Source organism: Mycobacterium sp., from assembly GCF_039583805.1.
Classification (GTDB): domain Bacteria; phylum Actinomycetota; class Actinomycetes; order Mycobacteriales; family Mycobacteriaceae; genus Mycobacterium.
In genome coordinates this window covers 7,394-27,417 of the sequence record NZ_JAVKSH010000041.1, presented here as the reverse complement: position 1 = coordinate 27,417, position 20,024 = coordinate 7,394, and the positions used below count along the sequence as shown (strand labels likewise).

The following is a 20,024-nucleotide window of genomic DNA, read 5'->3' as shown; positions in this document are numbered from 1 at the left end:
TCGGGGATTCTTCGCTGATCCCAACCTCGCCTACATCACCGCCTAAGTCACCATACTAATGCACGCCTTAGTAATCCCGCTGCGCGCAAACAGTTCCCTTGCGTTAGTCAAGATCCGCACCCGTTTGTCGGAGACGCCAGCCGGGCGCCCGGGCCGCCTGCGTCGTGCTTGCGCGGTCACTTCAGGGTGTCTGTCGACGCAATGTCGCCGCCGCCAGGCACAACGCGGCGATCGCGAAACACAGCACCACGACGATGTCGCGCACCGCGACGTAGGTCAGCTGCGGATGCGTTCCCACCTGTTGCAGCGCCTCCAGCGCGTAGCTGGCCGGCAGCGCGTCGCTGATCCACTGCAACCAGTGCGCCATCAGCGCCCGGGGCACGATGATGCCGGCCAGCAGCAGCTGCGGCACCATCACCAGCGGGATGAGCTGCACGGCCTGAAACTCCGTGCGGGCGAACGCACTACACAGCAGGCCCAAACCCACGCCGAGCACGGCGTTGACGATCGCGATGGCGAACACCCACATCGGACTGCCTGCGGTGTCGAAGCCGAGCAGCCAGAACGACACGGCGCAGGCCAGCATGGCTTGCGCCGCGGCGGCGACGGAGAACGCGGTGCCGTAGGCGAGGAGCAGGTCGAGCCGGCGCAGCGGTGTGGTCAGGATGCGCTCCAAGGTGCCCGAAACCGTTCGCGCTGCATGGTGATCGCCGTGATGACGAACATCACGAAGAGCGGGAACAGGCTCAACAGGATGAGGCAGGCGTTGTGGAACGGCGACGGGGCGCCCGGCGGATGCGGGGCATTTTCGAACATGAAGTACATCAGCGTCGGCACCAGGACGGGCACCAGCAGGATCATCGCGACGCTGCGGCGGTCGGCGACCAGTTGGCGCAGGATCCGCAACGTGGTCGCCGGGTAGGGCGTCAGGAAATCCCTCAGCCCTACCCGGCTTGGCGCGCGGTACTGCGTGTGATGACGGACAGGAACGCTTGCTCCAACGACGCGCATCCGGTGTCCGTTCGTCGTCGGGTCGGGGTGTTGTGCGCGACCAACCGGCCTTCGCGCATCAGCGCCAGGTCACCGCAGTGGTCGGCTGCGTCCATCACGTGACCAGCAATGTGGTGCCGGCGCGGGCCAGCTCGGCGAACTGAGCCCAAAGATCGGCGTGCAGCGCCGGGCGCCCACCCCGGATGACCCGGAGCCGGTTGACGTCGACGGCGGCGTCCGCGTCCTCGGCGAATAATTCATCACCTGATGAAGTCACCACGTGATGAACATCGGCCCCGGTGGCGTTCCCGTCAAAACCCCGCGGGCACAATCTGTCCGGTGAGCGCTGAGGAACTCGCGGTCGACCCGGTCGCGGCCGCGCACCGGCTGCTCGGCGCCACCCTCACCGGGCGCGGCGTGAGCGCGGTGATCGTCGAGGTCGAGGCCTACGGCGGGGTGCCCGACGGGCCGTGGCCCGACGCCGCGGCGCACTCCTACCGCGGCATCAGCGGCCGCAACGCGGTGATGTTCGGGCCCCCCGGACGGCTGTACACCTACCGCAGCCACGGAATCCACGTGTGCGCGAACGTCGCCTGCGGCCCCGACGCCACCGCGGCCGCCGTCCTGCTGCGGGCCGGCGCGATCGGCAGCGGCGCCGACGTCGCCCGGTCCCGGCGGGGCGCGTCGGCCCGCCCGGCCGGGCTGGCGCGCGGACCGGGCAACCTGTGCGCCGCGCTGGGAATCACCATGGCAGACAACGGGATCGACCTGTTCGACCCCGACAGCCCGGTCCGGCTGGAACTCGGCGGCCCGCTGACGGCGGTGTCCGGGCCCCGGGTCGGCGTCAGCGTCGCCGCGGACCGGCCGTGGCGGTTGTGGCTGGCCGGCCGACCGGAGGTCTCGGCGTACCGGCGCAGCCCCCGCGCGCCGGCGCCCGGGGCCGGCGACTGACCGCCACGTCCGGCCCGTCGCCGACCACGGCGCCAGATGCGCAAAGATCGACGACTGTGAGCATGTCGATTCTCGACGAACTCGGCTGGCGCGGGCTGATCGCCCAGTGCACCGACCTCCACGCGCTGGCCGCCGAGGCTGCCCGGGGACCGGTCACGCTCTACGCGGGCTTCGACCCCACCGCGCCCAGCCTGCACGCCGGTCACCTGGTGCCGCTGCTGGCGCTGCGGCGCTTCCAGCGCGCCGGGCATCGTCCCATCGTGCTCGCCGGCGGGGCCACCGGGCTGATCGGCGACCCCCGCGACAGCGGCGAACGGGTGCTCAACGCCGCCGACACGGTCCGCGAGTGGACCGAACGGATCCGCGGCCAGCTGGAGCGGTTCGTCGACTTCGACGGGTCCCCGACGGGCGCCATCGTCGAGAACAACCTCGAGTGGACCGCCGCCATGTCGGCGATCGACCTGCTGCGCGACGTCGGAAAGCACTTCTCGGTCAACGTGATGCTGGACCGGGACACCATCCGGCGCCGCCTGGACTCCGACGGAATCTCCTACACGGAGTTCAGCTACATGCTGTTGCAGGCCAACGACTTCGTCGAGTTGTTCCAGCGCCACGGCTGCGTCCTGCAGATCGGCGGATCCGACCAGTGGGGCAACATCGTCGCCGGGGTTCGCCTGGTGCGCCAGAGGATGGGTGCGGCCGTGCATGCGCTCACCGTCCCGCTGGTGACGGCTGCTGACGGCACGAAATTCGGCAAATCCACCGGCGGCGCCAACGTGTGGCTGGACCCGCAGCTGACCACCCCGTACGCGTGGTATCAGTACTTCGTCAACACCGCCGACGCCGACGTGATCCGCTACCTGCGCTGGTTCACGTTCCTGTCCGCCGAGGAGCTGGCCGAGCTGGAGCAGGCCACCTCCGCACGGCCGCAGGACCGGGCCGCGCAACGGCGACTCGCCGGCGAGCTGACCACCCTGGTGCACGGCGAGGCGGCCACCGCTGCCGTCGAACACGCCAGCCGAGCATTGTTCGGCCGCGGCGAGCTCGCGCTGCTGGACGAGTCGACGCTGACCGCCGCGCTGCGCGAGACCCCGGTGGCCGAGCTGGCGCCCGGCGCCCCGGACGGCATCGTCGACCTGCTGGTTGCCGCCGGCCTGTCGCCGACCAGGGGCGCGGCGCGCCGCACCATCGCCGAGGGCGGCGTGTCGGTGAACAACACCCGTGTCGACGACGAGAACTGGGCGCCCCGGCCGACGGATTTCCTGCACGGCCGCTGGCTGGTGCTGCGGCGCGGCAAGCGAAACGTCGCAGGGGTGGAACGACCCGGCTGAGCGGACGGCGCCCCCCGCACAGGAACGTAACCGGCACAGGAACGTAACCAGCACAGCAACGTAACCAGCACAGCAACGTAACCGATGATCGCGGTGCACGGTCCAGGTGAATGATCGAGGTGAAAGATCCGAGGTGACAGTGGTCAGGGACACGCACGGCGGGGCCGAACGGCAGCCGGACTCCAGTCGTCCATACAGCGGGGGCCGTCCATACAGCGGGGGTCGTCCACGCAGCGGGCCACGCACGGCGCCCGAGGGCGCGCCGCACATCCCGCCGGGCGTCGAGGCCAACCAGCTGGCGCCCGAAATCCGCCGTGAGCTCAGCACTTTGGACCGCGCCACGGCCGACGCGGTGGCCTGTCACCTGGTGGTGGCGGGTGAGCTGCTCGACGACGATCCGCAGGCCGCCCTCGCTCACGCGCGGGCCGCCCGCGCGCTGTCCGCCCGCATCGCCGCCGTCCGCGAAGCCGTCGGAATCGCGGCCTACCGCTGCGGCGACTGGGCACAGGCGCTGGCCGAGCTGCGCGCGGCCCGCCGGATGGGCAGCAGATCTGCGCTGCTCGCGCTCATCGCCGACTGCGAACGCGGGCTCGGCCGGCCGGAGCGCGCGCTGGAGCTGGCGCGCGGACCCGAGGCGGCCGGGCTGACCGGCGACGCCGCCGACGAGCTGCGGATCGTCGCCGCCGGCGCGCGCGCCGACCTCGGTCAGCTCGACCAGGCGCTGACCGTCTTGTCGACGCCGCAGCTGGATCCGGCGCGCACCGGGACGACCGCCGCGCGGTTGTGCTACGCCTACGCCGAGACGCTGCTGGCGCTGCACCGCGGCGCCGAGGCGCTGCACTGGTTCCTGCGGGCCGCTGCTGCCGACGTCGACGGAGTCACCGACGCCGAAGACCGGGCGAGCGAGCTTGGTTGACGTGGGAACCGTTGCGCAGCAATATGATTGCCTGCTGCTCGATCTCGACGGGACCGTTTTCCACGGGCACCGGCTGACCGACGGCGCGGCGGAGGCGCTGGCCGCCGTGCCGGGCCGCACGCTGTTCGTCACCAACAACGCGTCGCGCAGCGCGGAGCAGGTCGCCGCCCACCTGAGCGACCTCGGGCTGCCCACGCCCGCCGACGCCGTCGTCACCAGCGCGCAGAGCGCGGCCCGTGTCCTGGCCGCCCAGCTGCCCCCGCGGTCGCGGGTGTTGGTCGTCGGCACCGAGTCGCTGGCCGACGAGGTCGCGGCGGTGGGGCTTCGCCCGGTGCGCCGGTTCCACGACGAGCCCGACGCGGTGGTGCAGGGCCACTCCGCCGAAACCGGCTGGGCCGACCTGGCCGAGGCGGCGCTGGCCATCCGGGCCGGGGCGCTGTGGGTGGCGGCCAACGCCGATCCCACCCTGCCGTCGGAACGGGGCCTGCTGCCCGGCAACGGGTCGATGGTGGCCGCGCTGCGCACGGCCACCGAATCCGAACCGCAGGTGGCCGGCAAACCGTCGCCGGCGTTGATCGCGGATGCGTTGGCCCGCGGCGACTTTCGCGCGCCGCTGGTGGTCGGCGACCGGCTGGACACCGACATCGCCGCCGCCAACGCCGCCGGCCTGCCGAGCTTGCTGGTGCTCACCGGCGCCAGCTCCGCCCGCGACGCGGTGAACGCGGTGCCCGCGCAGCGGCCCCGCTACATCGGCGAAGACCTGCGCGCGCTGCATCGGGACGCCGCGATGCTCGCGGTGGCGCCGCAGTCGGTGTGGCACGTCGAGATCGCCGGCGGCGCGGCGGTGGTCGGCGCCCGCGGCCACGACCCAACCGGCGACCGCGGCCGCGACGGGCTGTCGGTGGTGCGCGCCGTCGCCCATGCGGTGTGGGCCGCCCACCTGGACGGGCCGGTTGCCGTCCGGGCCGCCGACGACACCGCCCACGCCGCCCTGCGGCGCTGGTTGCCGGCCTGAATCGGCTAGCGTAGGGAGCGCGATGACCACCGACCCCGACCGGATCCGCGCTCAGATCGACGGCGTGCTCGCAGCGCTGCCCGACTGCGCCGACGGCGCGCCGGCCGGCACCGATCTCGACGAGATCGCGCGCCGGCTCTCCGCCGCGCACGACATGCTGGTGGCGGCCCTGGAGTCGGCGGAGAAGGGCTGAGTGTGCGGTGCCACGGCACGCCCGTGTTGACGTCGAGCTGGTCCGGCGCGGGCTGGCCCGATCCCGCCGTCAGGCCGCCGAGCTCATCGATGCCGGCAAGGTGAGCATCGACGGCATGCCGGCGGTCAAACCCGGCACCGCGGTCGCGGTGACCGCGGCCCTGCGCGTCGCCGCCGAGCCGGCGCGCAGCTGGGCGTCGCGGGGCGCGCACAAGCTCCTCGGTGCGCTCGACGCGTTCGCCGTCGACGTGGCCGGCCGGCGCTGCTTGGATGCCGGCGCGTCGACCGGAGGGTTCACCGACGTGCTGCTGGACCGCGGTGCGCGGGAAGTGGTGGCCGTCGACGTCGGCTACGGCCAGCTGGCCTGGAAGCTGCGATCGGACCCGCGGGTGGTGGTCGTGGAGCGGACCAACGTGCGCGAACTGTCACCGGCTGCCATCGGCGGCCCCGTCGAGGTGATCGTCGCCGACGTGTCGTTCATCTCGCTGACCCTGGTGCTGCCCGCGCTGACTGCGTGCGCGGTGCCCGACGCCGATATCGTTCCCCTGGTGAAGCCGCAGTTCGAGGTGGGCAGGGGCCAGGTCGGGCCGGGCGGGGTGGTGCACGACCCGGCGCTGCGGGCGAACTCGGTGCTGGCCGTCGCGCAGCGGGCCGGGCAGCTGGGCTGGCACACCGTCGGCGTCGCCGCCAGCCCGCTGCCGGGCCCGTCGGGCAACGTCGAGTACTTCCTGTGGCTGCGCAGCCGGACCGATCGGGGGTTGTCCGGCGAGGAGCTGGCGTGCGCGGTCGGCGCCGCGGTGAGGGCCGGCCCGCAATGACGCTGGAACGCACCGTGCTGCTGGTGGTGCACACCGGGCGCGCGGAAGCCACCGACACCGCGCGACGGGTCGAGAAAACGTTGGGCGACAACGATATCGGCCTTCGGGTGTTGTCCGCCGAGGCGGTCGACCGGGGCTCGGTGCACCTGGACCCCGGCGACCTGCGGGCGCGGGGCGTCGACATCGAGGTGGTCGACGCCGATCCGCACGCCGCCCGGGACTGCGAGCTGGTGATGGTGCTCGGCGGCGACGGCACCTTCCTGCGCGCGGCCGAGCTGGCCCGCAACGCCGGGATTCCGGTGCTGGGCGTCAACCTGGGCCGGATCGGCTTCTTGGCCGAGGCCGAGGCCGAGGCCATCGACAGCGTGCTGGAGCGCGTCGTCGCCCGCGACTACCGGGTGGAGGACCGGCTGACGCTGGACGTCGCGGTGCGTGTCGAGGGCCGCGTCGTCGACACCGGGTGGGCGCTCAACGACGCCAGCCTGGAGAAGGGACCCCGGCTGGGTGTGCTGGGGGTGGTCGTCGAGGTCGACGGGCGCCCGGTGTCGACGTTCGGCTGCGACGGGGTGCTGGTGTCGACACCGACCGGGTCCACGGCGTATGCGTTCTCGGCCGGCGGCCCGGTGCTGTGGCCGGACCTGGAGGCGATCCTGTTGGTGCCCAACAACGCTCACGCGCTGTTCGCCCGGCCGATGGTGACCAGCCCGGACGCGGCCATCGCGATCGAAGTCGAGGCCGGCGGGCACGACGCCCTGGTGTTCTGCGACGGCCGCCGGGAGATGCTGGTGCCGGCCGGGGGACGGCTCGAGGTGACGCGGTCGGGCACGCCGGTGCGGTGGGCACGTCTGGACAGCGCGCCGTTCACCGACCGCCTGGTGCGCAAGTTCCAGCTGCCGGTCACCGGCTGGCGCGGGCGGTAGCGGTGCCGACCGGTGCTCACTGAGGTACGGATCGAGTCGCTGGGCGCGATCAGCGTCGCGACCGCCGAGTTCGACAGCGGCCTGACCGTGTTGACCGGGGAGACCGGCACCGGCAAGACCATGGTGGTGACGGGCCTGCACCTGCTCGGCGGTGGTCGCGCCGACGCCACCCGGGTGCGCTCGGGAGCCGGACGTGCCGTGGTCGAAGGGCGGTTCAGCACCGAGGATCTCGACGAGGCCGCCGCCGCGCGGATCGACGACATCCTGGCCTCGTCGGGAGCGGAGCGCGACGACGACGGCAGCGTGATCGCGCTGCGCTCGGTCAGCCGCGACGGGCCGTCCCGCGCCTACCTCGGCGGCCGCAGCGTGCCCGCCAAATCGCTGACCGGCTTCACCGCCGAGTTGCTCACCCTGCACGGCCAGAACGACCAGCTGCGGCTGATGCGGCCGGACGAACAGCGCGGCGCGCTGGACCGGTTCGCCGACGTCGGCGAGAGGCTGGCGCACTACCGCGCACTGCGCGACGAGTGGAAGTCGGCGCGGCGCGACCTCGTCGACCGGGCCGACCGGTCGCGTGAGTTAGCCCAGGAGGCCGACCGGCTGAAATTCGCCCTGCATGAAATCGACGGCGTGTGCCCGGCGCCGGGCGAAGACGACGCGCTGATCGTCGACATCCGGCGGCTCTCCGAGCTGGACTCGTTGCGGGAGGCGGCGGCCGGCGCCCGCGCCGCGCTGGCCGGTGACGCCGACGAGGCGGCGACGGAGTCGGTGTCGGCGGCCGAGGGTCTGGGGCGGGCGAAGTCGGCGCTGGAATCGACCGACGACGACGCCCTGCGCGAGTTGGCGGACCGGCTCGGCGAGGCGCTGACACTGGTCACCGACACGGCCGGTGAGCTGGGCCGCTATCTCGATGAGCTGCCCGCCGATGCCGGCGCGGTGGACGCCAAGCTGGCCCGCCAGGCCGAACTGCGCACGCTGACCCGCAAGTACGCCGCCGACATCGACGGCGTGCTGGCCTGGGCCCGGGCGGCGCGGGATCGGCTGGACAGCCTGGACGTCTCCGACGCGGCGCTGGCCGGTCTGCGCCGTCGGGTCGAGGAGTCGGCGGCCCGACTGGCCGACGCGGCAACCGGGCTGAGCACCGCCCGCGGCGCGGCGGCCGAGCAGCTGGCCGCCGCCGTCACCGCCGAGCTGTCCGGGCTGGCGATGGCCGACGCGCAGTTCACCGTCGCGGTGACCCCGGCGCCGGCCGACCCGGACGACCCCGCCGCGCTGCGACTGGCCTCCGGTGAGCTGGTCCACGCCGGCAGCGACGGCGTCGACCAGGTCGAGTTCGGCTTCTCCGCACACCGCGGCACGGCGGTGCTGCCGCTGTCCAAGAGCGCGTCGGGCGGTGAGCTGTCGCGGGTGATGCTGGCGCTGGAGGTGGTGCTGGCGACTTCCCGGAAGCTGGCGGCGGGCGCCACGATGGTGTTCGACGAGGTCGACGCCGGTGTCGGAGGGCGGGCCGCGGTGCAGATCGGCCGGCGGCTGGCGCGGCTGGCCCGCACCCGCCAGGTCATCGTGGTGACGCATCTGCCTCAGGTCGCCGCCTACGCCGACGTGCACCTGATGGTGGACGGCAGCGGGAAAGACGGGGCCGGCGGGGTGCGCCGCCTCGACGGCGAGCAGCGGGTTGCCGAGCTGGCCAGGATGCTGGCCGGCCTGGGTGAGTCCGACAGCGGCCGCGCCCATGCCCGTGAGCTGCTCGAGACCGCCCGCCGCGACCGGAGTTCGGTGTCCTGACCCGGCGACCTGATCGTGTGGCGAATGTGACGAAGAAGAACTTGTGAGGCTGTTGTTACGGCGCGCCTCCCGGTTCGAGCCTGGGTTGGCCGCCAGAATCACCCTTCATGAGGATGCCAGCCCTGTTGTCCCGCAGCACCGAGCGGCCCGGCGTCGTCGGCACCGCCCGGGTGGATCGTGACGTCGACCGACTGCTGCGCCGGGTATGCCCCGGCGACATCGTCGTCCTGGATGTCTTGGACCTGGACCGGATCACCGCCGACGCGCTCGTCGACGCCGAGGTCGCCGCCGTCGTCAACGCGTCCCCATCCGTGTCGGGCCGCTACCCGAACCTGGGCCCGGAGGTGCTCGTCGCCAACGGCGTGACACTGGTCGACGAGACCGGACCGGAAGTCTTCAAGAAGGTCAAGGACGGCGCCAAGATCCGACTCTACGACGGCGGGGTGTACGCCGGGGACCGGCGGTTGATCTGCGGCACCGAGCGCACCGACCACGAGATCGCCGACCTGATGCAGGAGGCCAAGAGCGGGCTGATCGCCCATCTGGAGGCGTTCGCCGGCAACACCATCGAGTTCATCCGCAGCGAAAGCCCGTTGCTCATAGACGGTGTCGGCATCCCCGACATCGACGTCGACCTGCGCCGCCGCCACGTCGTGATCGTCGCCGACGAGCCGCACGCCGCCGACGACCTCAAGCGCCTCAAGCCCTTCATCAAGGAGTACCGACCGGTCCTGATCGGCGTCAACGCCGGCGCCGACGTGCTCAGCAAGGCGGGCTATCGCCCGCAGCTCATCGTCGGCGACCCCAGCGATCTCAGCGCCGAGGTGCTCAAGTGCGGCGCCCAGGTGGTGCTGCCGGCCGACGCCGACGGCCACGCTCCCGGCCTGGAGCACATCCAGGATCTCGGGGTCGGCGCGATGACGTTCCCGGCCGCGGGCTCGGCCACCGACCTGGCGCTGCTGCTGGCCGACCACCACGGCGCGGCGCTGCTGGTCACCGCCGGTCACACCGCCAACATCGAGACGTTCTTCGACCGCACCCGCCAGCAGAGCAACCCCTCGACGTTTTTGACCCGGCTGCGGGTGGGGGAGAAGATCGTGGACGCCAAAGCCGTTGCCACTCTGTACCACAACCGGATGTCCGGTGGCGTCGTCGCCCTGCTGGTGATGGCCATGATGCTCGCCGTCATCCTCGTGCTCTGGGTGTCGCGCACTGACGCGCTGGTGACACACTGGATCGTCGAGCACTGGGACAGCTTCTCGCTGTGGGTACAGGGCTGGGTCGCCTAGAAGGGCGCGCCAGTGATATCTCAACGCCACCATGTGATCTCACTAGCCGCGGTATTCCTTGCGCTTGCCGTGGGCGTGGTGCTCGGCTCCGGGGTGCTCTCCGACACCCTGTTGTCCGGGTTGCGGGCAGAGAAGCGGGATTTGGCGGCCCAGATCAACTCGCTCGACGACCAAAAGAATGTCATGAGCGAAAGGCTCAGTGCAGCAGACGCTTTCGACACCCAGATGGCGACGCGGATGGTGCACGACAGCCTCAACGGCAAGTCGGTCGTCATTTTCCGCACCCCGGATGCCGCCGCCGACGACGTCGGCTCGGTGTCCACGCTCGTCGGCCAGGCCGGGGGAGCGGTGAGCGGCACGGTGTCCCTGACCGCGGAGTTCGTCGAGGCCAACTCCGCGGAGAAGCTGCGCACGGTGGTCAACTCGCCGATCGTGCCGGCGGGCGCGCAGCTGAGCACCACACTTGTCGACGAGGGCTCTCAGGCCGGTGACCTGCTCGGGATCGCGCTGCTGATCAACCGGGACCAAGCGGTCGGCGCCGTCGACGACGCACAGCGTGAGACCGTGCTGGCCGCGCTGCGCGACGCCGGCTTCATCACCTACCGCTCCTACCGCGACCAGCACATCGGCGCAGCCAACGCGGCCGTCGTCATCACCGGTGGCGCGCTGGGCGACGACGCCGGAAACCGAGGTGCCAGCGTGGCCCGGTTCGCCGCCGCGCTCGCGCCGCACGGCTCGGGCACGGTGCTGGCCGGTCGCGCCGGCTCGTCGACCGGCACCGCCGCGGTCGCGGTGGCCCGGGCCGATCCGGCGATCACCGCCGTGATCAGCACCGTCGACGACATTGACGCCGAGCCGGGCCGGATCACCGTGATCCTGGGCCTGGCCGAGGAGATCAACGGCGGCCACACCGGCCAGTACGGCACGGGTCGCGGCGCGTCGGCCCTCACAGTCGCTCAGTAACCGGCGGGCGTGTCAGCGACGTCGCGGCGACGGCGGTGTTAGGGTGGGGTTCCGTGGGTCGGCAGGCCCAACACAGGGCTGGCAAACGGCCTGTCACAGCGCCAGCCCTGCGCCGTCTTCACGGAGGTTGCTCGATTGCGCAAGCACCCGCACACCACCACCAAGCACCTCTTCGTCAGCGGTGGCGTCGTGTCCTCGCTCGGAAAGGGCTTGACGGCCAGCAGCCTCGGCCAGTTGCTGACCGCGCGCGGCCTGCAGGTCACCATGCAAAAGCTCGACCCGTATCTCAACGTCGACCCGGGCACCATGAACCCGTTCCAGCACGGCGAGGTCTTCGTCACCGAGGATGGCGCCGAGACCGATCTCGACGTCGGGCACTACGAGCGATTCCTCGACCGCGACCTGTCCGGCTCGGCGAATGTCACTACCGGGCAGGTGTATTCGTCGGTCATCGCCAAGGAGCGTCGCGGCGAGTACCTGGGTGACACCGTCCAGGTGATCCCGCACATCACCGACGAGATCAAGCGCCGCATCCTGGCCATGTCAGAGCCCGACGCCGACGGCAACCGCCCGGACGTCGTCATCACCGAAATCGGCGGCACGGTGGGGGATATCGAATCGCAGCCCTTCCTGGAGGCGGCCCGCCAGGTGAGGCACGATCTCGGCCGGGAGAACGTGTTCTTCCTGCACGTGTCGCTGGTTCCCTACCTGGCGCCGTCGGGTGAGCTGAAAACCAAGCCGACCCAACACTCGGTGGCGGCTCTGCGCAGCATCGGCGTCACGCCGGACGCGTTGATCCTGCGCTGCGTCCGCGACGTGCCCGAAGCGCTGAAGAACAAGATCGCGTTGATGTGCGACGTCGACATCGACGGCGTCATCTCCACTCCGGATGCGCCGTCGATCTACGACATTCCCAAGGTGCTGCACCGCGAAGAGCTCGACGCCTTCGTGGTGCGGCGGCTGAACCTGCCCTTCCGCGACGTCGACTGGACCGAATGGGACGATCTGCTGCGCCGGGTCTACGAGCCGCAGGAGACGGTCCGAATCGCGTTGGTGGGCAAATATGTTGAGCTTTCCGACGCGTACCTGTCGGTCACCGAAGCTCTTCGCGCCGGCGGTTTCAGCCACCACGCGAAGGTCGACATGCATTGGGTGGCGTCCGACGACTGCGAAACCCTCACCGGCGCCGCGGCGGCGCTTGCCGGCGTGGACGGTGTGCTGATACCGGGCGGCTTCGGGATTCGCGGAATCGAGGGCAAGATCGGCGCCATCACCTACGCGCGGTCGCGAGGCCTTCCAGTGCTGGGACTGTGTCTGGGGTTGCAGTGCATCGTGATCGAGGCCGCACGCTCCGTCGGCCTCACGCACGCCAACTCGGCGGAGTTCGACCCGCACACCCCGGATCCGGTGATCTGCACGATGCCCGACCAGCAGGACATCGTGACCGGCGACGCCGACCTCGGCGGAACCATGCGGCTGGGATCCTATCCTGCGGTGTTGGAGCCGGATTCCGTTGTCGCCCAAGCATATCAGTCGACACAGGTGTCCGAGCGGCATCGGCATCGCTACGAGGTCAACAACGCCTACCGGGACAAGATCGCCGAAAGCGGGCTGAGATTCTCGGGTACTTCCCCCGGCGGCCAGCTGGTGGAGTTCGTCGAATACCCGCCGGAGATGCACCCATTCGTCGTCGGCACCCAGGCGCATCCGGAGCTGAAGAGCCGACCGACCCGTCCCCACCCGCTGTTCGTCGCTTTCGTCAAAGCGGCCCTCGACTACGAGGCCGGCGAGCGGCTGCCCGTCGAGATTCCCGAACAGCGGTCCAACGGCAGCGACCCCCGCGCCGGCGCCGGGCAGTCGCTGTCCCAACCCGAACCCGCTCGTCGTGGCTGAGCACGTCTTCGAGACGACGTCGTCTGAAACCCTCTACACCGGAAAGATTTTCGCTCTGCGCACCGACCATGTGCGAATGCCCGGCGGAAAGATCGTGGCACGCGAGGTTGTCGAGCACTACGGCGCTGTGGGCGTCGTCGCGATCGACGACGACGGCAACATCCCGCTGGTCTACCAGTACCGCCACCCGTTCGGCCGGCGGCTGTGGGAGCTGCCCGCCGGGCTGCTCGACGTCGACGGCGAGCCGCCGCACCTGACGGCTGCACGCGAGCTGCGCGAGGAAGCCGGTCTGCGTGCAGACACCTGGCGGGTGTTGCTGGACCTGGATTCCACGCCCGGTTTCAGCGACGAGTCGGTGCGGGTGTTTCTGGCCACCGGACTCACCCACGTGGGTCGGCCCGAGGCGCACGACGAGGAAGCCGACATGACGGTGCACTGGTATCCCCTCGACGAGGCGGTCCGGTGGGTGCTGGCCGGGCAGATCGTCAATTCCCTTGCGGCAGCTGGTATCCTGGCGGCCCACGCGGTGCGCCAAGGGCTGGCGCAACCGCGGCCGGTGGATGCGCCGTGGGTCGACAAGCCGAGGTTGTTCGCCGCCCGGCGGGCCGGCCATGGCTGAGTCGCACACCACGACGGCGCCACCGCTGGAGCGCCAGGTGCAGGGTTACCTCGACCACCTCACGATCGAGCGGGGCGTGGCGAGCAACACCTTGAGCTCGTACCGCCGGGATCTGCGCCGCTACCGTCAGCACCTCGCCATCCGCGGCATCGACGACCTGGCCAAGGTCGGCGAACACGACGTCAGCGAATTTCTGCTGGCGCTGCGGCGCGGCGACCCTGACGCCGGGGTGTCACCGCTGTCGGCGGTGTCAGCGGCGCGCACGCTGATCGCGGTCCGCGGCCTGCACCGGTTCGCCGTCGCCGAGGGGCTGGCCGATGTCGACGTGGCACGGGCCGTCAAGCCGCCCACGCCGGGCCGCCGACTGCCCAAGAGCCTGACCGTCGACGAGGTGCTGAGGTTGTTGGAGGCCGCCGGCGGCGACAACCCGTGCGACGGACCGCTGACGCTGCGCAACCGGGCGCTGCTGGAACTGCTGTACTCCACCGGCTCGCGAATCTCCGAGGCCGTCGGCCTGGATATCGACGATGTGGACACCCGGGCTCGCTCGGTGCTGCTGCGCGGCAAGGGAGGCAAGCAACGGCTGGTCCCGGTGGGGCGGCCCGCGGTCGCGGCGCTGGACGCCTACCTGGTGCGGGGCCGGCCCGAGCTGGCCCGCCGTGGCCGCGGGGGGCCGGCGATCTTCCTCAACGCGCGCGGCGGCCGGCTGTCGCGGCAAAGCGCGTGGCAGGTGCTGCAGGACGCCGCGGAACGGGCCGGGATCACGTCGGACGTGTCGCCGCACACGCTGCGGCATTCGTTCGCCACGCACCTGCTCGACGGTGGCGCCGACGTCCGCGTCGTGCAGGAGCTGCTGGGTCACGCCTCGGTGACGACGACCCAGATCTACACGCTGGTCACGGTGCACGCGCTGCGCGAGGTGTGGGCCGGCGCGCACCCGCGGGCGCGGTAGCCACCGCACCGCCCGTGCGCCGGACGTCGACGGCTACTCGACCGCGCCGATCAGGTCAGCAGACCACGTATGTCGGCGGCGGTGAGAGCGGAGCCGAAGGCGTTGCCGTCGTCGATGACGCTGGCGAACAGCTTGGCCTTGCGGGCGTTGAGCGCTCGCACCTTCTCTTCGATGGTGTCGCGGGCGATCAGCCGATACACCATGACGTTACGAACCTGGCCGATGCGGTGGGTGCGGTCGATGGCCTGGGTCTCGGTGGCCGGGTTCCACCACGGGTCGAGAAGGAAGCAGTAGTCGGCCTCGGTGAGGTTCAGCCCGAAGCCGCCGGCCTTCAGGCTGATCAGGAAAACCGGCGCGTCTCCGTCCTTGAACCGCTGGATCACCTTGCCGCGGTTGCGGGTTCGCCCGTCCAGGTAACAGTAGTCGATGCCCTCGGTGTCGAGGCGATCGCGGACCCTGGCGAGGAAGCGGGTGAACTGGCTGAAAACGAGCGCGCGGTGGCCGCCGGCGATGTCATGCAGGTGCTCGGCGAGCGCGTCGATCTTCGCGCAGGCCAGCGAGTCGTGTGACGGGTCGACGAGCCCGGGGTGCAGCGCCATCTGCCGCAGCACGGTGAGGGATTTCAGGATCGTGAACCGATTGCGCTGCATGTCGTCGAGCAGGCCGAGCACCTTCTGGCGTTCCCGTTGCAGTCGCTTGTCGTAGAGCGTGCGGTGCCGGGGCGGCAGGACGATGTCGAGGACTTGTTCCTGCTTGGCGGGTAGCTCGGCGGCCACCAGCTCCTTGGTGCGGCGCTTCACCAGCGGTTTGATCCGGCGGCGGAACAGCGCGAGAAGCTCGGGGTCGCCGGTCTTCTCGATGGGCTTGGCGTAGTAGTCGGCGAACTTGGTCGGGTTCGGGAACAACCCGGGGGCGGTGATCGACAACAGCGACCACAGCTCCATCAGGTTGTTCTCCATCGGTGTGCCGGTGATCGCAAGCTTGACCGGCGCTGGCAGCTTGCGTGCGCATTGGTAGGTCTTGGCTTGACGGTTCTTCACACACTGAGCTTCGTCGAGGATCAACCCGGACCAAGCCCGGGCGGCGTAGGACTCGAAGTCGAGCCGGAACAAGGTGTAGGAGGTGACCACGATGTCAGCCCCTGCGGCCAGCTCCTCGAGGTCGGCACCGGCGCGGCGGAGGGTGTCGGTGATCGTGACCACCGACAGCTCCGGCGCGAACCGAGCCGCCTCAGCGGACCAGTTGCTGACCACGCTCGACGGCGCCACCACCAGGAACGTTGCTGTGGTCGAATTCTGTTGCCGGACATGACATATCAGTGCAAGGGACTGGACCGTCTTCCCGAGGCCCATGTCGTCGGCGAGAATGCCGCCGAGTCCATGAGCGTGCAACGTCGCCAGCCAGGCGAACCCGTCGGCCTGATAGGAGCGCAAGTCGGCGCACAGGTTGTCCGGGACGGCCACCGGTTTCAGGCCCTGCAGCGAGCGCAGCCCATCGACTTGGCGCCGCCATTCGTCAGCCTGCCGCGTCACGACCCCCAGCTCAGCGAGTTCGTCGAACAGCCCGGCCTGGAACCGGCTGATCCGCGGCAGACCCTCCTCGGTGTCGGTCAGCGCGCGGGCCTCCTCGATCAGCTGGCGCAGCTTCACCAACTCCGGCTTGTCCAGCGCAAAGTACGCACCGTCAGCAAGCAGCAGGTGCGACTGCCCGGAGGCGAGCGCGCTGAACACGCTGACGAACGGAACCTGTTTTCCCTCAACGCTGATCGTTACGCCCAAGTCGAACCAGTCAGTCTCGCCGGGGACCGCGTCGGTGGTCACTCCGATAGCAAGGGAACTGCTCGCCTCCCGGTAGTCGACCGGGTCACCGGTCACCTCCAGCGCAAGATCAGGAAACTCGGCGAGCAGCGGCTGAAGTTCGGTGACGAATCGCATCGTGTCCATGCCGGACAATCGCGTCGACGCGACGAGCGTCCCGTCGGCGCTGCGGAGCCCGAAACGCTCCAACGGCGCTTCGATGCTCGAGGCTAGTGCGGTCTCCGCTTCCAGGTCACGGTAAGCGACGTCCTGCGAAGAGCCGGCCGATACGCGAAACTCGTTGTCGTCTAACCGATATGCCCACTCCCATGTCAACTCGAGTTTGTGCTCGGCCTGGTGGTCGGCCCGCAGGACCAGTGCCGGCCCGACGATCGCGGGCGGCGTGAACGACTCGTCCGACGACGTGACGGCCGCGATGTGACGCAGCCTCGGGTAGTACTCCGTGGCGAACCGCGACTCCTCCGCCACGGGTATGCGCAGCGGCTCGCCGCCCAGTGCCATGCGCTGCAGCGCGCCAGGCGCGGGCTTGTCCAGTCGGGCGAGCCGCAACCCGCCGTCGGTATACACCACACCGTGGCCTGAGGATCCGACGAACGCGACCGGCCGCACCGTGGCGCCGCCGACCTCGAGCACGGGCGTGACCCCGAGGTCGCCGGACTCGTGGGTCGTGACGTCCAGGCAGAGCCGCGCCGTGGCATCGGCCGGCACCTCCTGCTGGGACCGCGCCTGCACCAGCCGCACCCCGATCCGTCGCGCCTCCTCCAGCAGCGGCCACAACTGCGGCGACTCGAACTTCAACAGCGAGATCGTTTTGACGTCTGCGTACGAATAGCTGTAGTAGCCAGTCAAATTCAAGGATGACGCCCGGTAGGTGATGAAGAACTCCTGCAACAGGCGAACATGGGCGTCGAGATAGCCGCAGTGCCGTAGCCCAGCCAACTTGCTCCAGCTCAGATCACCGGCGACCCAGCCGCCGCGCTTGCCCGGCCGCACCAGTCGTGCGTCCAGGGTCGAAGACAGCCCACTCGCTGACCAGTCCAGCTCGACAGCCAGCGGCGTGGTCAACGCCTCGCTGTGCGAACCAGGGGAACACAACGCGTCCAGCGGCTTTCGCCATGCCGACGGCGCCGGCCCAGCAGCCGACGTGCGTACGGCGCGTGTCGTGGTGTTCCCGCTGGCCGCGATCACGATCGCGGCGACGTGTTTGCAGTCCACCTGCATCGGGCAGGAGCACCTTCCCCTGTCGATGGTCCATATGTCGGCAAGGCCGGCAGACAGGTGCACCGTCGTCGCGTAGGTCCGGCCCCGGCTACCACGAACAGCGCCGACCAGGGTCCCGTCGTCCGGGTTCCACACGCAGCGCACCACCCGTCCCTCGCGGGCATATTCGAGTCCGCGGCGACACGTGGCGTCGCCCAGCCGCAATTGCGCTCTGTGCAGGTCGATCGACGGATATATCAGCGACAGCATGCCCGCACCGTAACAACGGGGTCCGACATACGCCCGCCACCACGCCGCCGCACAGCGGGAATTGGTGCGAATGAGGTTCAGGTTGCTCTTGTGGCAGCGGCGCACTTGGCTAGCCCACACCTGGCTGGCCCCGACCTGGTGCTGGCCCCGACCTGGTGCTGGCCCCGACCTGGTGCTGGCCCCGACCTACCCCAGGTACTCCGACTCCAGCACCAGGTCGGCGATCAAGGTCTGATACTCGGCGTGCGCCCGATGTTCGACGGTGTTCCACAGCGTGCCCTGCTGACCTCGCATGTACTCGCGATAGCGCGGCGCGCCCGGCATTTTGACGTTGTCGGCGACCACGATCGAGCCCGGGTGCAGCCAGCCCCGGTCGAGGATGCTCTGCAGGTCGGGCAGGTAGGCGTCCTTGTCGTGGTCGAGGAACAGGAAGTCCAGCGCGCCTGCGGCGAAGCCGTGCTCGGCGGCCAGCGACTCCAGTGTGCGCCCGCCGTCGCCGATGGTGCCGACGACACACGTCACCCGGTCCTCGACCCCGGCGTGCGCCCAGACCCTGCGGGCGTTGACGGCATTGGCCTCGGCCAGTTCGACGGAGTAGACCGTGGCGGCCGGGGCAGCCCGGGCGATGCGCAGCGCGCCGTAGCCGACGTAGGTGCCCAACTCCAGCGCCAGTGTCGGGTCGGCGCGCCGCACCGCGGCGTCGAGCAGGGCGCCCTTCTCGTCGCCGACGTTGATCAGCATCGACTTCTGGTAGGCGAACCGGTCGATGGTGGCCACCACGTCGTCGATGTCGCCCGCGCGGGCGTTGCGCAGCACATAGTCGACGGCCGCCGCCTCGCGTCCGTCGCCGATCTGTCCGGTCCTGGTGATGTTGCGGACTCCGGTCGCCATCCGCAAAACCGACCACCGCAAAAAAGGCATGCGCCGCGTGAGACCCATGCGTTCGAGGATAAGCCGGTGCGGCGAACGTCCCGGCAGGTCGTGACGGCCTCGTTCCGGGCTTATGCCCGGCTGCCGGGTTGGTTATGCCCGGCTGCCGGGTTAGCGCGGGTTACACTTTCGCCGATGTTCGCCACCGATACGTTTGCCCTGGCCAGCGGCGATCACGCATGACCGACAGCGGCGCGGCGACGCCCCAGGTCGAACTCGGCCTGACCGGGCGGCCGCCGCGGGTGATTCCCGAACCCAAACCCCGCACCTCGCATGGCCCCGCGAAGGTCGTCGCGATGTGCAACCAGAAGGGCGGCGTCGGGAAGACGACGTCGTCGATCAACCTGGGCGCTGCCCTGGCGGAGTACGGCCGGCGGGTGCTGCTGGTGGACCTCGACCCGCAGGGCGCCCTGTCGGCGGGCCTGGGTGTGCCGCACTACGAGCTGGAGCACACCGTTCACAACCTGCTCGTCGAACCCTCGGTGTCGGCCGATGACGTGCTGATTCACACCCGCGTCAAGCATCTGGACCTGATTCCCAGCAACATCGACCTGTCGGCCGCGGAGATTCAGCTCGTCAACGAGGTGGGCCGCGAGCAGACCCTGGCCCGCGCGCTGCATCCGGTGACCGACCGCTACGACTACGTTCTGATCGACTGCCAGCCGTCGCTGGGCCTGCTCACCGTCAACGGGCTCGCCTGCGCGGACGGCGTCATCATCCCGACGGAATGCGAGTACTTCTCGCTGCGCGGCCTGGCGTTGCTCACCGACACCGTCGAAAAGGTGCACGACCGGCTCAACCCTCGGCTGGCGATCAGCGGCATCCTGATCACCCGCTACGACTCGCGGACCGTCAACTCGCGGGAGGTGATGGCCCGGGTCGTCGAGCGGTTCGGCGACCTGGTGTTCGACACCGTCGTCACCCGCACCGTCCGCTTCCCGGAAACCAGCGTCGCCGGCGAACCGATCACCATGTGGGCGCCGAAATCGGGCGGTGCGCACGCCTACCGCTCGCTGGCCCGCGAGGTCATCGACCGGCTCGGCGCGTGACCGGTCCCGACACCACATCCGTCGGCACATCCCTTGGCACGTCCGTCGGCACGTCCGCCGGCACCCGGAACGGCTTCCACGTCACGCTGACCAATTTCGAGGGGCCGTTCGACCTGCTGCTGCA

At 70.3% G+C, this 20,024-nt stretch carries 16 protein-coding genes and 3 pseudogenes; 14 read left to right on the top strand and 5 right to left on the bottom strand.

Annotated features, from left to right (window positions below; translation table 11 throughout):
• Positions 1–66: 66 nt before the first annotated feature.
• From ABDW21_RS07665 to ABDW21_RS07655, 3 pseudogenes are all read right to left on the bottom strand, one after another.
• Positions 67–180: pseudogene (locus tag ABDW21_RS07665) on the bottom strand (TetR/AcrR family transcriptional regulator); the annotation flags it as partial.
• Position 181: 1 nt separating this feature from the next.
• Positions 182–930, bottom strand: a pseudogene (locus tag ABDW21_RS07660) (ABC transporter permease).
• A gap of 14 nt (positions 931–944) precedes the next feature.
• Positions 945–1,180: pseudogene (locus ABDW21_RS07655) on the bottom strand (ABC transporter ATP-binding protein); the annotation flags it as partial.
• Between the two features lie 149 nt (positions 1,181–1,329).
• Between ABDW21_RS07655 and ABDW21_RS07650 the strand changes: the two are divergent.
• The 13 genes from ABDW21_RS07650 to xerD all read left to right on the top strand — a co-directional run bounded on the left by ABDW21_RS07650 (position 1,330) and on the right by xerD (position 14,634).
• Positions 1,330–1,941, top strand: a complete 612-nt coding sequence (locus ABDW21_RS07650) for a DNA-3-methyladenine glycosylase (protein WP_343600896.1) — start codon at positions 1,330–1,332, stop codon at positions 1,939–1,941.
• A gap of 56 nt (positions 1,942–1,997) precedes the next feature.
• Positions 1,998–3,272 carry a tyrosine--tRNA ligase gene (tyrS, locus tag ABDW21_RS07645; RefSeq protein ID WP_343600897.1) on the top strand — a complete coding sequence of 425 codons (1,275 nt, stop codon included), beginning with the start codon at positions 1,998–2,000 and terminating at the stop codon, positions 3,270–3,272.
• Positions 3,273–3,405: 133 nt separating this feature from the next.
• Positions 3,406–4,188 carry a hypothetical protein gene (locus ABDW21_RS07640; RefSeq protein WP_343600898.1) on the top strand — a complete coding sequence of 261 codons (783 nt, stop codon included), beginning with the start codon at positions 3,406–3,408 and terminating at the stop codon, positions 4,186–4,188.
• A 1-nt stretch (position 4,189) separates the two neighbouring features.
• On the top strand, positions 4,190–5,203 hold the full coding sequence (locus ABDW21_RS07635; protein WP_343600899.1) for an HAD-IIA family hydrolase: 1,014 nt from the start codon (positions 4,190–4,192) through the stop codon (positions 5,201–5,203).
• A gap of 22 nt (positions 5,204–5,225) precedes the next feature.
• Complete coding sequence (locus ABDW21_RS07630; RefSeq protein WP_343600900.1) at positions 5,226–5,396, top strand: hypothetical protein; 171 nt, start codon at positions 5,226–5,228, stop codon at positions 5,394–5,396.
• A gap of 7 nt (positions 5,397–5,403) precedes the next feature.
• Complete coding sequence (locus tag ABDW21_RS07625; protein WP_343710261.1) at positions 5,404–6,213, top strand: TlyA family RNA methyltransferase; 810 nt, start codon at positions 5,404–5,406, stop codon at positions 6,211–6,213.
• Positions 6,210–7,133: an NAD kinase gene (locus ABDW21_RS07620; protein WP_343600917.1), complete on the top strand. Its 924-nt coding sequence runs from the start codon at positions 6,210–6,212 to the stop codon at positions 7,131–7,133. Before ABDW21_RS07625 ends, ABDW21_RS07620 begins: the two co-directional genes overlap by 4 nt.
• Positions 7,134–7,145: 12 nt before the next feature.
• A complete protein-coding gene (recN, locus tag ABDW21_RS07615; protein WP_343710260.1) occupies positions 7,146–8,918 on the top strand; it encodes a DNA repair protein RecN in 1,773 nt (590 codons plus the stop codon).
• A gap of 107 nt (positions 8,919–9,025) precedes the next feature.
• Complete coding sequence (gene steA, locus ABDW21_RS07610) at positions 9,026–10,207, top strand: putative cytokinetic ring protein SteA (protein WP_343600903.1); 1,182 nt, start codon at positions 9,026–9,028, stop codon at positions 10,205–10,207.
• Positions 10,208–10,219: 12 nt separating this feature from the next.
• The gene (locus tag ABDW21_RS07605; protein WP_343710259.1) at positions 10,220–11,170 is read left to right on the top strand and encodes a copper transporter; all 951 of its coding nucleotides are present in this window, start codon (positions 10,220–10,222) and stop codon (positions 11,168–11,170) included.
• Between the two features lie 135 nt (positions 11,171–11,305).
• A complete protein-coding gene (locus tag ABDW21_RS07600; protein ID WP_343600905.1) occupies positions 11,306–13,063 on the top strand; it encodes a CTP synthase in 1,758 nt (585 codons plus the stop codon).
• Complete coding sequence (locus tag ABDW21_RS07595; RefSeq protein ID WP_343600906.1) at positions 13,056–13,682, top strand: NUDIX hydrolase; 627 nt, start codon at positions 13,056–13,058, stop codon at positions 13,680–13,682. Before ABDW21_RS07600 ends, ABDW21_RS07595 begins: the two co-directional genes overlap by 8 nt.
• Complete coding sequence (gene xerD / locus ABDW21_RS07590; protein ID WP_343600907.1) at positions 13,675–14,634, top strand: site-specific tyrosine recombinase XerD; 960 nt, start codon at positions 13,675–13,677, stop codon at positions 14,632–14,634. Before ABDW21_RS07595 ends, xerD begins: the two co-directional genes overlap by 8 nt.
• Positions 14,635–14,684: 50 nt before the next feature.
• On the opposite strand, the gene ABDW21_RS07585 is transcribed toward xerD, so the two are convergent.
• Positions 14,685–17,921 carry an SNF2-related protein gene (locus ABDW21_RS07585; RefSeq protein WP_343600908.1) on the bottom strand — a complete coding sequence of 1,079 codons (3,237 nt, stop codon included), beginning with the start codon at positions 17,919–17,921 and terminating at the stop codon, positions 14,685–14,687.
• Positions 17,922–18,107: 186 nt separating this feature from the next.
• A complete protein-coding gene (locus tag ABDW21_RS07580) occupies positions 18,108–18,860 on the bottom strand; it encodes an O-methyltransferase (RefSeq protein WP_343600909.1) in 753 nt (250 codons plus the stop codon).
• Between the two features lie 170 nt (positions 18,861–19,030).
• Between ABDW21_RS07580 and ABDW21_RS07575 the strand changes: the two genes are divergently transcribed.
• On the top strand, positions 19,031–19,900 hold the full coding sequence (locus tag ABDW21_RS07575) for a ParA family protein (protein ID WP_343600910.1): 870 nt from the start codon (positions 19,031–19,033) through the stop codon (positions 19,898–19,900).
• Positions 19,901–20,024 lie beyond the last annotated feature (124 nt).